This window comes from Actinosynnema sp. CS-041913 (assembly GCF_050942485.1).
Taxonomy (GTDB): domain Bacteria; phylum Actinomycetota; class Actinomycetes; order Mycobacteriales; family Pseudonocardiaceae; genus Actinosynnema.
The window spans coordinates 4781793-4794192 of record NZ_CP192037.1 but is presented as its reverse complement, the minus strand read 5'-3'; the positions used below and the strand labels follow the sequence as shown (position 1 = coordinate 4794192).

Sequence of the window (12400 nt, the reverse complement as noted above, 5' to 3'; positions counted from 1 at the left end):
CATGGCGGAAACCACCAGCCCACCGGACGCCGCGCCCCGGCACTCGCCGAAGGTCACCATCGCGCTGCGCAACTTCGCCGTCTCGATCAGCGTGTTCAACATCGTCGGCTACGTGCTGCTCGGCTTCGAGCAGCCCTGGCTGTGGCCGTTCGTGGCGCTGCTGACCGGGTACACCGTCGAGATCGCCCTGGAGACCGTCTCCGCCAAGGGCGAGCGCCGCGCGCCCCGGTACGCCGGCCGGGGGGTGCGCGGCGTGGTCGAGTTCCTCTACCCCGCGCACATCACCAGTCTCGCGATGAACATGCTGATCTACGTCAACGACCAGCTCTGGGTACTGATCTTCGGCGTGGTGGTCGCGGTCGGCGCGAAGTGGGTGCTGCGCGCTCCCGTGCGCGGCCGGCTGCGGCACTACATGAACCCGTCGAACTTCGGGATCGCGGTGATCCTGCTGCTGTTCCCGTGGGCGAGCATCGCGCCGCCATACCACTTCACCGAGCACATCAGCGGGTGGGTGGACTGGCTGATCCCGGCGATCATCATCGTCGGCGGCACCATGATCAACGGCAAGCTGACCGGCCGGATGTGGCTGATCCTCGGCTGGGTGGGCATGTTCGCGGTGCAGGCGATCGTGCGCGGCCTGCTGTTCGACACGTCCATCCCGGCCGCGCTCGGCATGATGACCGGCGTCGCGTTCGTGCTGTTCACCAACTACATGATCACCGACCCCGGCACGAGCCCGTCCAAACCGGCGGCGCAGGTCGCGTTCGGCGCGGGGGTGGCCGCGGTGTACGGCGTGCTGATGGTCGCGCACATCGCGTACGGCATCTTCCTGGCCACCGCGATCGTGTGCCTGATCCGCGGCATGTTCCTGTGGGGCGTGCACTTCGTCCACAAGTCGCAGCAGCGGTTCGAGGCGCAGCAGCGCGCCGAGGCCGCCGCCGTGCCCGTGCTCGACGGGACGAACAACACGCCCGTCGCGCTCGTCGCCGGTGAGGACCGGAAGACCGTCCGGACATGACCGCCGCGACCGCGGCCCGCAGGGTGCCGCCCGGCCCGCCGCGCCGGGCGACCTTGGGCCTGCTGCGCAAACTGGTGACGGACCGGCTGGGGCTGATGTCCGAAGCCGCCCGCACGTACGGCGACGCGTGCCGGGTGGCGATCGACCCGAAGACGCTCTACATCTTCAACCACCCCGACTACGCCAAGCACGTGCTGGCCGACAACGCGGCCAACTACCACAAGGGAATCGGCCTCGTGCAGGCCAAGGCCGCGCTCGGCGACGGCCTGCTGACCAGCGAGGGCAAGCTGTGGCGCGAGCAGCGCCGGACGATCCAGCCGGTGTTCCAGCACAAGCGGATCGCCCGGCAGGCGGAGGTGGTCGCCGAGGAGGCCGCGAAGCTCGTCGGGCGGCTGCGGGCGCACGCGGGCGGCGGGCCGGTCGACGTGCTGCACGAGATGACCGGCCTCACGCTCGGCGTGCTCGGCCGCACCCTGCTGGACGCGGACCTGACCGTGCACGAGGCGGTCGGGGAGTCGTTCGAGGCGGTGCAGGACCAGGCCATGTTCGAGATGGTGACGATGAGCCTGGTCCCGATGTGGCTGCCGCTGCCCAAGCAGGTGCGGTTCCGCAAGGCGCGCAAGCACTTGCGGCACGTCGTCGCGCGGCTGGTGGCGGACCGGGACGAGCGGCCCGGCGGCGACGGCGACGACGTGCTGACCCGGCTCATCGAGTCGACCCGGCGGGAGCCCGATCCCCGCGTCGGACAGCGCCGGATGCAGGACGAATTGATCACCCTGCTGCTCGCCGGGCACGAGACGACGGCGAGCACCCTCGGGTGGACCTGCCACCTGGTCGACCGCCACCCCGAGGTGTGGGAGCGATTAAACGCGGAGGCGGTGGAGGTGCTGGGCGACCGGCTGCCGGGCCACCAGGACCTGCACCGCCTGCGCTACACCACGATGGTGGTGGAGGAGGCCATGCGGCTCTACCCGCCGGTGTGGATCCTCACCCGCGAGGCGCAGCAGGACGACGAGGTCGGCGGCTACCACGTGCCGGCCGGGTCGGACGTGCTGGTCTGCCCGTACACCCTGCACCGGCACCCCGGGTTCTGGGACCAGCCGGAGCGGTTCGACCCGGACCGGTTCCTGCCGGACCGGGTGGCCGGGCGGCCCCGGTACGCGTACATCCCGTTCGGCGCGGGACCGCGGTTCTGCGTCGGCAGCAGCCTCGGGATGATGGAGGCGGTGTTCGTGATCGCCCTGCTGTCCCGCGACCTGCGGCTGTCGTCCGTGCCGGGGCACGAGGTGGTGCCGGAGCCGATGCTGTCGCTGCGGGTGCGCGGCGGCCTGCCGATGACCGTGCGCGCGGTGTGAATTCGGCGGTTCCCATTTCGGCACAGCCGAAGATGAGTGTCCGCCTGCGTGATCGGAAAATGAATCCGACGACCATTGCCGGTCGACTAAGGAGGACCTCCGTGAGTTCGAGTGGCACAGCAGACGCGCAGGCCCGGACGATGACCCTGGAGGCTTTCGCGGACACCATCGTGCCAGGCGAGAAGCGGTCGCCGGACGACCACGCCATCGCCGGGGTCTCGGCCGGCGGCGGCGCGGTGGCTTCCGGCGCGCTGGAGCTGTTGCAGCACCCGGCCACCGGGGTTGCGGTCGGCCTCCCGCCGCTGGCCATCGCCCTGAACGACCACGCCACCGCGTACGCGGACGAGCACGGACTCGCGCTGGACGGGTCCGTGCCCCCGTTCGTCGCGCTGGCCGCCGAGCACCGGACGACCCTCGTGCAGCGGCTCACCGCGCGCGGCCGTCCCGACCGCGAGGGCTGGATCCTGCTCGCCCTGTTCTGCACCATGGCATTCGACAGCGCCGCACACATGAGCACCGCCGACGCATTGGCCGCGAATCACCCCGGATTGCTCACCATGGGATTCGCGAAACCCGACGCCGACGGTCTGTGGCGTTTCCCCCAGTATTCCTACGGCCGGGAGCTGGCGCGCCTGCACCCGGACACGACGCCGTCCGGGAGCCCGGCATGACCACCATCGAGAACACCGACGTCCTCGTCGTCGGCAGCGGTTTCGGCGGCGCCATCACCGCCTACCACCTCGCGGCGGGCGGCGCGCGGGTCGTCGTCCTGGAGCGCGGGCCGTGGCTGGAGGGCAAGGACTTCGACCACGACTACCTGCTCGGGTCGTCCTACACCAGGGTCTTCGACTTCGTGGTGGGCGACGGCATGAGCGTGCTCAGCGGCAACTGCGTCGGCGGCGGCAGCGTCGTGTACTTCGCGGCGCTGCCCCGCGCGCCCCGGTTCGCGTTCGACCGGCACGGCAGCATCGGCCGCCGGATGTGGCCCGCCGCGATCAGCCGCGACACGCTCGACCCGTGGTACGACCGGGTGTCGGAGGTGATGCCGGTCCGCAAGCAGAACTGGGACGAGGTCACCTACGCGGGCGGCCTGTGGGCGGCGGCCTGCCACCACGCGGGGCGCACCGCGAACCCCGTCCCGGTCGGCATCGACGCCGCGAAGTGCACCAACTGCAACTGGATGATGGCCGGCTGCCGGTTCGACGCGAAGCAGTCCCTGTTGTTCAACTACCTGCCCGGAGCCGTCTCGCACGGCGCGGAGATCCGGCCGCTGCACGAGGTCCAGCGGATCTCGCGGAACGCCGACGGCGGCTACCGCGTGCACTACAGCCACGTGGACGAGACGGACTACCGCGTGCTGACCGGCGAGGGCGCGATCGACGCCAAGATCGTCGTGCTGGCGGCGGGCGCGGGCGCGACCCCGGTCATCCTGCGCCGGTCCGAGCCGAAGCTCGGTCCGCTGCCGCACGCGGTCGGCCGGTACTTCTCCGGCAACGGCGAACGGCTCAACACCGCCGTCGTCGACGAGGACCGCGTGCGGGAGGTGCTGGGGCTGAGCCGCGGCGACGGCATCGCCTACGAGGCCAACCAGATCGGTAAGGGACCGGTGGTGGCGAACTGGGACAACCTGGACGCCTCGCTGCCGGAGTACTCGCGGTTCTCCCTGGAGCAGCTCTACTTCCCGCCCGGCCTCGGCACGATCCTCGCGCAGGCCCCGGACGCGGCCGGGCCGACCTGGTTCGGCCTGGACAAGAAGGAGATCCTCCGGCGCTGGAAGTCGTGGCTGACCATCTTCCTGATGACCGAGGACGACAACGAGGGCGTGTTCGGCCAGCTCCCGCCGACCGGCAACGCGTACCGGATCTCCCAGCAAATGCTGGGCAAGGGCCCGCTGGGCTACCGCCCGACGCCGAACACGCTGAGCGGCTGGGCCAAGGCCGACGCGGCGGTCAAGGACATCCTGGAGCGCGACGGCCTGGCCAAGGTGATGCCGTGGACGAACGACGTGGTGGGCGCGTACACCGTGCACCCGCTGTCGTCGTGCCGGATCGGCGACGACCCCGCGACGTCCGCATTGGACGACCGGCACGAACTGCGCGGCCACCCCGGCATCTTCGTCACGGACGGGTCCGCTGTGCCGGGCGCGCTGACGGTGAACCCGGCGCTGACCATCGCGGCGCTCGCGGAGCGGGCGGTGCCGGGCATCGTGCGTGCCGCCCGAGAACGCGGCGTGCAGGTCGAGTACGGCGCTCCGCTGCCGATCGGCGGCGCGAGGACGTTGACCGCCACCGGATGACGGCCCGTGCCGGCCGTGGCTGCCGACGCGGCCGGTACGCGTTTGGTGCGCGGGTGACGGCAAGTCCGAAGAAGCTCCGCCGGCCGGGGCGGGGCACGCTGGAGACTGGACTTCAGGACGGAGGGCCCGAATGCGGCGGGAAGGCCAGGTTCCGTGGCCCGTGGACGTGGCGGCGGACTACGTGTGGAAAGGCTATTGGCGCCAGGAGGTCCTGGGTGTTCTTCCCGCGCGGTGGGCCGCGCGCCACGGCGGCCGGGTGGCTCTCGTGGACGGTGCCGTGGAGGTCACCTACGCCGAGCTGGCGGCGGCGGTGGACTCCGTCGCCGCGCAGTTGCTCGCGAGTGGTCTGAGGGACGGCGACAACGTGTTGCTGCAACTGCCGAATCGCTGGGAGTTCGTGCCGGTCCTGTTGGGGTGCGCCCGGATCGGCGTGGCTCCGGTGATGGTGCTGCCCGCCTATCGCGAGTACGAGGTGTCCTACCTCGCCCGCGCGGCCGAGGCGGCGGCGATCATCGTGCCGGGCACGTTCCGCGGGTTCGACTTCCGGTCGATGGCTACCCGACTAGCGTCTACTATGGACATTGGGTGTCAGGTGCTGGTGGTCGGCGAGGACATCGTGCCGGACCGCCGTTGGCAGGGCCCGGTGACGGCTCCGGCGCCGGACCCGGAGGACGTCGCCGTGCTGCTGCTGTCCGGCGGGACGACCGGCGGCCTGCCGAAGCTGATCTCCCGCTCCCACAACGACTACGAGTACAACTTCCGCCGCAGCGGCGAGGTGTGCGGGTTCTCCGCCGACACGGTGTATCTCGTCGTGCTGCCGATGGGGCACAACTTCGCGCTCGGCAGTCCGGGGTTGCTCGGGACGCTGGCGGTCGGCGGCAAGGTCGTGCTGCTGCCGACGCCGGAACCCGAGGCCGCGTTCGCGGCGATCGCGCGGCACCGGGTGAACACGGTCGCGGTCGTTCCCGCTGTGGCGCAACGGTGGCTGGAGTCGTTCGACCCGGGCAGGCACGACGTGTCCAGCGTGGCGCTGGTCCAGGTCGGCGGCGCGCGGTGCCCGGCGGAGGTCGCCGGGCGGATCGTGGACCAGTTCCGGAGCACCGTGCAGCAGGTGTACGGGATGGCCGAGGGCCTGCTGAACTTCACCCGGCCGGACGACCCGCTCGACGTGGTCACCGCGACCCAGGGCAGGCCGATCAGCGAGGACGACGAGATCAGGATCGTAGACCCGGACGGCAACCCGTGCGAGCAGGGCGAGTTGCTGACGCGCGGCCCGTACACGCCGCGCGGGTACTTCCGGGGCGGCGCGCACAACGAGCACGGGTTCACCGCCGACGGCTGGTACCGGACCGGTGACGTGGTGCGGGTGCACCCGAGCGGCAACCTCGTGGTGGAGGGGCGCACCAAGGACCTGATCAACCGGGCGGGGGAGAAGATCGCCGCGCTGGAGATCGAGGACCTGGCGCACGTGCTGCCGCAGGTCGTGGCGGCGGCGGCGATCCCGGTGCCGGACCCGGTGACCGGCGAGCGGCTGTGCCTGTGCGTCGTGCTGCGGCCCGGCGCGCGGCTGGAGCTGGCCGAGCTGCGGGAAGTGCTGCTGGGCAAGGGCATCGCCAGGTTCAAGGTGCCGGAGCGGTTGGTGGTGCTGGACGAGCTGCCGCTGACGCCGGTGGGCAAACCCGACAAGAAAAGGCTCCAGGAGATGGTCGCCACGCCGCCATCGTCCCCCGGTGAGCGGAAAGGTCGACAGTGAGCGGGAAGAGTCCGGCCGAGGACGGCCGGTACGTGGAGTTCGAGGCCGCCGCGTCGGACGACCCGTTGGCGGCGGCGGCTTCCCTGGTCCGTTCCGGCGTGCTCGGCCGCTACCTCGTCTACGAGAAGCACGGCGCGTTCACGGTGGCCGGCGGGGTGGAGGGCGAGCTGGTCGCCGACCGCGACACGGTCCGCCTGACCTGGCGCGGCGTGGAGCGTGCGGTGCCGTGGGACGGCCGTGACCTCGGCCCGGTGGCCCGGCTGCTGGACACCATCCCGGTGGCCGGCTGGCGGGTCTACGGCTGGGCCGCGTTCGAGCTGTCCTACCTGCTGGCCGGGCTGCGCGACGGCGTGGGCGGCGGTCCGCTGATCCACCTGGTGATACCCAAGGCCGAGGTGACGTTCGGCCCCGGCCGGACCTCCGGGCGGGCGCTCGACACCGCCTACCGCGACGAGGTGCTGCGGGCGTTGTTGTCCGGGCCTTCGGTGGAGGTGTTCGAGCCGGAGACGCGGCCTCTGGAGGTGGCCGGCCCGGATGCCGCGCGCTACCAGGACGCCGTGGCGGCGGCCGTCCGCGAGATCCGGGAACGCAGGCTGCAGAAGGTGATCCTGTCCCGCGTGCTGCCGGTGGACTTCGACGTCGACCTCGTCGGCACCTACGTGGCGGGACGGCGCGGCAACAACCCGGCCCGGTCGTTCCTGTTCGACTTCGGCGACCGGCGAGGCGGCGGCTTCAGCCCGGAGGTCGTCGTGGAGGTCGCGCCCGGCGGGGCGGTGACCACCCAGCCGCTGGCGGGCACGCGGGCGCGGTCCCGTGCGGCCGGGGCGAACGACCGGCTCCGGGCGGATCTCGTGGGTGACGCCAAGGAGATCTTCGAGCACGCGATCTCCGTGAAGGTGTCGTTCGAGGAGCTGACGCGGGTCTGCGACCCGCGGACGGTCGGCGTGTCGGACTACATGACGGTGAAGCAGCGCGGCAGCGTGCAGCACCTCGGTTCACGGGTCACCGGCCGCTTGGCGGCGGGCCGCACCGCGTGGGACGCCTTCGCCGTGTTGTTCCCGGCGGTCACGGCTTCGGGCATCCCCAAGCTGCCCGCCTACGAGGTGATCCGCCGCCACGAATCGGAACCGCGCGGCCTGTACGCGGGAACGGTGCTCACGGTGAGCGCGGACGGCGGCCTGGACGCGGCGCTCGTGCTGCGCAGCATCTACCAGGAACACGGCCGCACGTGGCTGCGCGCGGGCGCGGGGATCGTGGAGCAGTCGCGGCCGGCCAGGGAGTACGAGGAGACCTGCGAGAAGCTGCGCAGCGTCGCCGAACACCTGGTGCCCGCCCCGGTGGCGGCGCGGCTGGCCGAGTCCGGCACCGGGTGACCGGGCCGGGGGGGACGGCGACCATGATCGTGCAGATGAGCACCACCGCCACCGGCGGGGAACTGGCCGACGTCGTCTCGTGCGCGGAGGCCGGCGGGTGGTCGCCGCGCGTGGTCCGCTGGCCCCGGCACAGCCTGGTGGTCGTCGCGCCGCACGCGGACGGCGCCCGGTTCAGCGGCATGGCCGGGGTGGCGCGGGTGGTGGGCTCGCCCGGCCCGCACTTCCTGGCGGCGCGGGACTTCCGGCCGGGGTCCACGGTGGTGGACGTCGGCGGCCACGTGGTGGGCGCGGGCACGTTCACCGTGATCGCCGGGCCGTGCGCGGTCGAGAGCCGCGAGCAGTTGGCCGCCGTCGTGCCGGTGGTCGCGAGCGCGGGGGCGGTGCTGATGCGGGGTGGGGCGTTCAAGCCGCGCAGTTCGCCGTATTCGTTCCAGGGGTTGGGTGTGGAGGGGCTGCGGCTGATGGCCGAGCAGCGTCGGCTGACCGGGCTGCCGATCGTCACCGAGGTGCTGCGGCCGGAGGACGTGGGCCTGGTCGCGGAGTACGCGGACATGCTCCAGATCGGGACGCGGAACATGCAGAACTTCCCGCTGTTGCAGGAAGTCGGCCGGTGCGGACGGCCCGTGCTGCTCAAGCGCGGCATGTCGGCGACCGTCCAGGAGTGGCTGCTGGCGGCGGAATACGTGCTGGTGCACGGGAATCCGAACGTCGTGCTGTGCGAACGCGGCATCCGCACCTTCGAGCCGTCCAGCCGGTTCACCCTGGACCTGACCGCCGTGCCGGTGGTGAAACGCATGTCGCACTTGCCGGTCATCGTCGATCCGAGCCACGCGGCCGGGCAGGCGTACGTGGTGGCGCCCATGACGTTGGCCGCCGCGGCGGTGGGCGCGGACGGCGTGATGATCGACGTGCACTCCGACCCGGAGAACGCGCTGTGCGACGGCGGCCAGGCCGTGACACCGCCCGAGTTCAAGCAGCTCATGGTGGATCTGGCACGCGTCCTCGCCGCGACCCGCCGTGCGGTGACCTGACCTCCGGGCCGTGCGCGAAGGTAGTGCCGTGTGGCCGCGCCGGAATAGCGACCGGCCGCGTGCGGTCAGCGGCGCACCCGCACGGGCCGGCCGCGCAGGATCACCGCGACCGGGTGGGCCAACTGGTCCAGGTCCGACCGGGGGTCCTCGGCGTACACCACGGCGTCCGCCGGCGCGCCCGGCTCCAGGCCCGGCAGTCCGAGGTAGGCCCGCGCGTCCCACGAGGCGGCGGCCAAGGCGTCGTGCGGTCGCATCCCGGCGGCGGCCAGCGCCCTCACCTCGTCGATGATCCGGCCGTGCGGCAACGAATCCGTGCCCGCGAGGACCCGGACGCCTGCCTCCGCCGCGGCGGCGACGAGGGGCGCGTGCGCGTGCACGCCGTCGATGATCCACCGCTTGCGCGGGCCTTCCGGCTTGTCCCGGGCAAGCCGCGATGCCGTCTGCAAGCCCCACAGCGTCGGCGTCAACGCCGTGCCCTGCTCCGCCATCCGCGCCAGCGACCCGGTGTCGAGCCACATCCCGTGCTCCACCGAGTCGACACCGGCCGCCACCGCCGCCGCGCTGCCCGCCGCGTGCTGGGAGTGCACCGCGACCCGGCCGCCCACCGCGTGCACCGCCGCCACCACGGCCGTCAGCACGTCGGCCGGCACCACGTCGTCGTCGGCGCGCCAGTCGGCGACGATCTTCGCCCAGCCGGTGCGCGCCGCCTGCGCCGCCGCGACCGCCGGCAGCTCGTCATGGGTAGCCCGCCGGCCCCAGCCGTCGAAGAACTGGCCGTGCTGCGCGAGCCACGGGCCGGCGTGCCAGGCCCGCGGTACCTCGGGATCGACGCCGAACCACGCCGGCGGCTCACCGGCCAACCCCGGCGAGCGGATCGCGGTCACGCCCGCGTCGACGTGCTGCCGCAGGTGGTCGCGCAGCAGTTCCTCGTCCAGCGGGTCACCCGGCGTCTCCGCGCCGGGATGCGTGTGTGCGTCGACCAGGCCGGGCAGCAGCCACCCCTCGGCCACCAGCTCCGCGCCGCGCACCGGGTCGGTCGTCCACCGGTCGCCGTCGGCGTACAGATCCACGTGCTCGCCGTGCGGCAGGGCCCGGCCGCGAATCCGCACCACCATCGGTCACCCCCGGGTTCGGGCGGAGAGCACACCGGCGAACACCACGAGGCCGAACGCCAGCGCCGTCACCACCATGAACGACACCGTCAGGCTACTGGCTTGGGCGATCGCGCCGATGAGCGACGGAGCCACCAGCCCCGAGGTGTAGGTGATGGTGGCGACGCCGGCGATGGCCCGGCTGGTGTTCTCCTCCTGGTGACCCGCGGCGGCGAACGCCAGCGGCACGACGACCGCGATCCCCAAGCCCAGCAGGGCGAACCCCGACATGGCGACGAGCGGGTGCGGCGCGATCACGACGAGCACGCCGCCCACCGCGGCGACCAGGCCGCCGACCCGGACGGTGCGCACCGCCCCGACGCGGTTGACCACGGCGTCGCCCGCGAGCCTGGCCACGACCATGGTCAGCGTGAAGCCCGTGGTGGACGCGGCGGCGAGGCCGGCCGACGTGTCCAGGACGTCCCGCAGGTACACGGCCGACCAGTCCAGGCTCGCGCCCTCGGCGAACACCGCGCAGAACCCGATCGCGCCGATCAGCAGCGCCGAACGCGGCGGCAGCGCGAACCTCGGCGGCGGCTCCTCGTCCTGCTCGGGACGGAGGTCCGGCACGCCCTGGCAGGCGGCGAGCCCCGCGACGGTGAGGACGCCGGCGGCCACCGCGTGGTGCAGTTGGGCGTTCAGCTCCAGGTGGGCGGCCAGCGTGCCGCCGGCGGAGCCGATCAGGGCGCCGACGCTCCACATCCCGTGCAGCCCGGACATGATCGACTTGCCCAGCCCGCGCTCGACCTCGACACCGAGCGCGTTCATGGTCACGTCGGACATGCCCGCCGACGCGCCGAACGCGAACAGGGCCACGCACAGCGTGCCCAGGTTCGGCGCGAGCGAGGGCAGCACCAGGGCCAGCGTCCACAGGGCCAGCAGGCCGCGCAGGGCGTTCCGGGTGCCCAGGCGGTGGCCGATCCGGGCGGCGAACGGCATGGCCAGCGCCGAGCCGATGGCCGGGAACGCCAAGGCCAGCCCGAGCTGGCCCGCGCCGACCGAGGCGTGCTCCTGGATCCACGGAACCCGCGTCGCGAACGACCCCATCACCGCGCCGTGCACGCAGAACACGGCGGCCACCGCGAGCCTCGCGGTCCGCAGACCGCCGGCGACGGCTGTGTCGTTCACGTCCCCACCTCTTCCGCCTTGTTAGGATCCGGAAATTATCAGGAAGGCTTCCTGAATGAAAGACGGGAAGGACCAGGCCATGCCCGCATCGCCGAGCGCCGCACGGGCGATCAACGACCGGGAAGCCCTGCTCCTGCTGCGCGACGGCCCGCTCACCGCCGGCCAGTTGACCCGGCTGACCGGCCTGTCCCGCCCGACCATCGCGGACCTGGTGAGGCGGCTGGGCGACGCCGGGCTCGTCACCGTGGTGGGCGAGGCCGACGTCCGCCGCCGGGGCCCGAACGCGCAGCTCTACGGCATCGTCCGGGACCGGGCGCAGGTGGCCGCGCTGGACATCCGCACCCACAGCGTCGCGGTGGTCGTGGCCGACCTGCTGGGCACCGTGCTGGCCGAGGCGTCCACCCCGGTCCACCCGTCCGCGTCCGCCGTGGACCTCACCCTGGACCTGCTGGCGGCCACCGCACGCGAGGCCGGCGTGTCGACCCTGCACTCGATCGGCATCGGCGTTCCCGGACTCGTGGACCCGGCGACCGGCGACCTGGGCCGGACACCGGGACTCCCGCCCTGGCACAGCGGGGTGCTCGACGCGCTGCGCGCCACCCTGCCGGGTCGCCTCATCGTGGAGAACGAGACCAGCGTCGCGGCCCTGGCCGAACACCGGGCCGGCCACGCCCGCGACCGCGACACGTTCGCCTTGCTGTGGCTGGGCCACGGCACCGGCGCGTCCCTCGTGCTCGGTGGCACGCTGCACCGCGGCGCTTCCGGCGGCGCCGGCGAACTGGGCTTCCTCCCGGTGCCGGGCCCGCCGCGCCCCGGTCTGGGCGGCGGCTTCCACGCCTTGGCGTCGTCGGCGGCGATCGTCGGACTGGCCGCCGAACACGGTCTGGTCGCCACCGCGGCACCGCACGAACCACCGGCCGCCGCACTGGTCCGCGAGGCGGTTTCCACTGCCGCCGACGACTTCCTGGACGCCCTCGCCGACCGCGTGGCGGTGGGAGCGGCGTCGATCGCCGCCGTGCTGGACCCGGGCTGCGTCGTCCTGGGCGGCGAGATCGGCCGAGCCGGCGGCGTCCCGCTGGCCACCGGGGTCGCCGCCCGCCTGGCCGCCCTCTCACCGATACCCACGATCGTGCGACCGAGTGCACTGGGCGGTGCGGCGGTCCTGCGCGGTGCGCTGCTCACCGCTTGCGAGGCGGCGCAGGACGACCTCTTCGGAGCCGCCGCCCGCGGGTGAACCCGTTGTCCGGTCAGCCGTGCAGGCGCACCGGCGCTCGCCGAACGCCTCGGTGCCCTGT

Annotated in this window: 10 protein-coding genes; 8 read left to right on the top strand and 2 right to left on the bottom strand. The window is 72.9% G+C overall.

What is annotated here, in order from left to right; all coding sequences use genetic code 11:
* Position 1: 1 nt before the first annotated feature.
* From ACQPZF_RS22215 to aroF, 7 genes are all read left to right on the top strand, one after another.
* The gene (locus tag ACQPZF_RS22215; protein ID WP_433259926.1) at positions 2–1018 is read left to right on the top strand and encodes an enediyne biosynthesis protein; all 1017 of its coding nucleotides are present in this window, start codon (positions 2–4) and stop codon (positions 1016–1018) included.
* A complete protein-coding gene (locus ACQPZF_RS22210) occupies positions 1015–2373 on the top strand; it encodes a cytochrome P450 (RefSeq protein WP_433259925.1) in 1359 nt (452 codons plus the stop codon). Before ACQPZF_RS22215 ends, ACQPZF_RS22210 begins: the two co-directional genes overlap by 4 nt.
* 140 nt (positions 2374–2513) lie before the next feature.
* On the top strand, positions 2514–3044 hold the full coding sequence (locus ACQPZF_RS22205; protein ID WP_433274656.1) for a DUF5987 family protein: 531 nt from the start codon (positions 2514–2516) through the stop codon (positions 3042–3044).
* Positions 3041–4669: an FAD-dependent oxidoreductase gene (locus ACQPZF_RS22200; RefSeq protein ID WP_433259924.1), complete on the top strand. Its 1629-nt coding sequence runs from the start codon at positions 3041–3043 to the stop codon at positions 4667–4669. Before ACQPZF_RS22205 ends, ACQPZF_RS22200 begins: the two co-directional genes overlap by 4 nt.
* Positions 4670–4799: 130 nt before the next feature.
* Positions 4800–6422 carry a (2,3-dihydroxybenzoyl)adenylate synthase gene (locus ACQPZF_RS22195; RefSeq protein ID WP_433259923.1) on the top strand — a complete coding sequence of 541 codons (1623 nt, stop codon included), beginning with the start codon at positions 4800–4802 and terminating at the stop codon, positions 6420–6422.
* Positions 6419–7795, top strand: a complete 1377-nt coding sequence (locus ACQPZF_RS22190) for a salicylate synthase (protein WP_433259922.1) — start codon at positions 6419–6421, stop codon at positions 7793–7795. The genes ACQPZF_RS22195 and ACQPZF_RS22190 overlap by 4 nt, the downstream gene beginning before the upstream one ends.
* 35 nt (positions 7796–7830) lie before the next feature.
* Complete coding sequence (aroF, locus tag ACQPZF_RS22185; RefSeq protein ID WP_433259921.1) at positions 7831–8826, top strand: 3-deoxy-7-phosphoheptulonate synthase; 996 nt, start codon at positions 7831–7833, stop codon at positions 8824–8826.
* Between the two features lie 65 nt (positions 8827–8891).
* Here aroF and ACQPZF_RS22180 read toward each other — a convergent pair whose 3' ends face one another.
* Positions 8892–9941 (bottom strand): amidohydrolase family protein, encoded by a 1050-nt coding sequence (locus tag ACQPZF_RS22180; RefSeq protein ID WP_433259920.1) that lies wholly within the window; start codon positions 9939–9941, stop codon positions 8892–8894.
* Between the two features lie 3 nt (positions 9942–9944).
* Entirely contained in the window at positions 9945–11105 is a 1161-nt protein-coding gene (locus tag ACQPZF_RS22175; protein ID WP_433259919.1) for an MFS transporter, read from the bottom strand.
* A gap of 55 nt (positions 11106–11160) precedes the next feature.
* On the opposite strand from ACQPZF_RS22175, the gene ACQPZF_RS22170 reads away from it, so the two are divergent.
* Complete coding sequence (locus tag ACQPZF_RS22170) at positions 11161–12339, top strand: ROK family transcriptional regulator (protein ID WP_433259918.1); 1179 nt, start codon at positions 11161–11163, stop codon at positions 12337–12339.
* Positions 12340–12400: the final 61 nt, after the last annotated feature.

What these genes read in the sequence shown, in the direction of transcription:
- ACQPZF_RS22215 (WP_433259926.1), top strand. Translation starts at nt 2, where the DNA reads ATGGCGGAAACCACCAGCCCACCGGACGCCGCGCCCCGGCACTCGCCG.
- ACQPZF_RS22210 (WP_433259925.1), top strand. Translation starts at nt 1,015, where the DNA reads ATGACCGCCGCGACCGCGGCCCGCAGGGTGCCGCCCGGCCCGCCGCGC.
- ACQPZF_RS22205 (WP_433274656.1), top strand. Translation starts at nt 2,514, where the DNA reads ATGACCCTGGAGGCTTTCGCGGACACCATCGTGCCAGGCGAGAAGCGG.
- ACQPZF_RS22200 (WP_433259924.1), top strand. Translation starts at nt 3,041, where the DNA reads ATGACCACCATCGAGAACACCGACGTCCTCGTCGTCGGCAGCGGTTTC.
- ACQPZF_RS22195 (WP_433259923.1), top strand. Translation starts at nt 4,800, where the DNA reads ATGCGGCGGGAAGGCCAGGTTCCGTGGCCCGTGGACGTGGCGGCGGAC.
- aroF (WP_433259921.1), top strand. Translation starts at nt 7,831, where the DNA reads ATGAGCACCACCGCCACCGGCGGGGAACTGGCCGACGTCGTCTCGTGC.
- ACQPZF_RS22180 (WP_433259920.1), bottom strand. Translation starts at nt 9,941, where the DNA reads ATGGTGGTGCGGATTCGCGGCCGGGCCCTGCCGCACGGCGAGCACGTG.
- ACQPZF_RS22170 (WP_433259918.1), top strand. Translation starts at nt 11,161, where the DNA reads ATGAAAGACGGGAAGGACCAGGCCATGCCCGCATCGCCGAGCGCCGCA.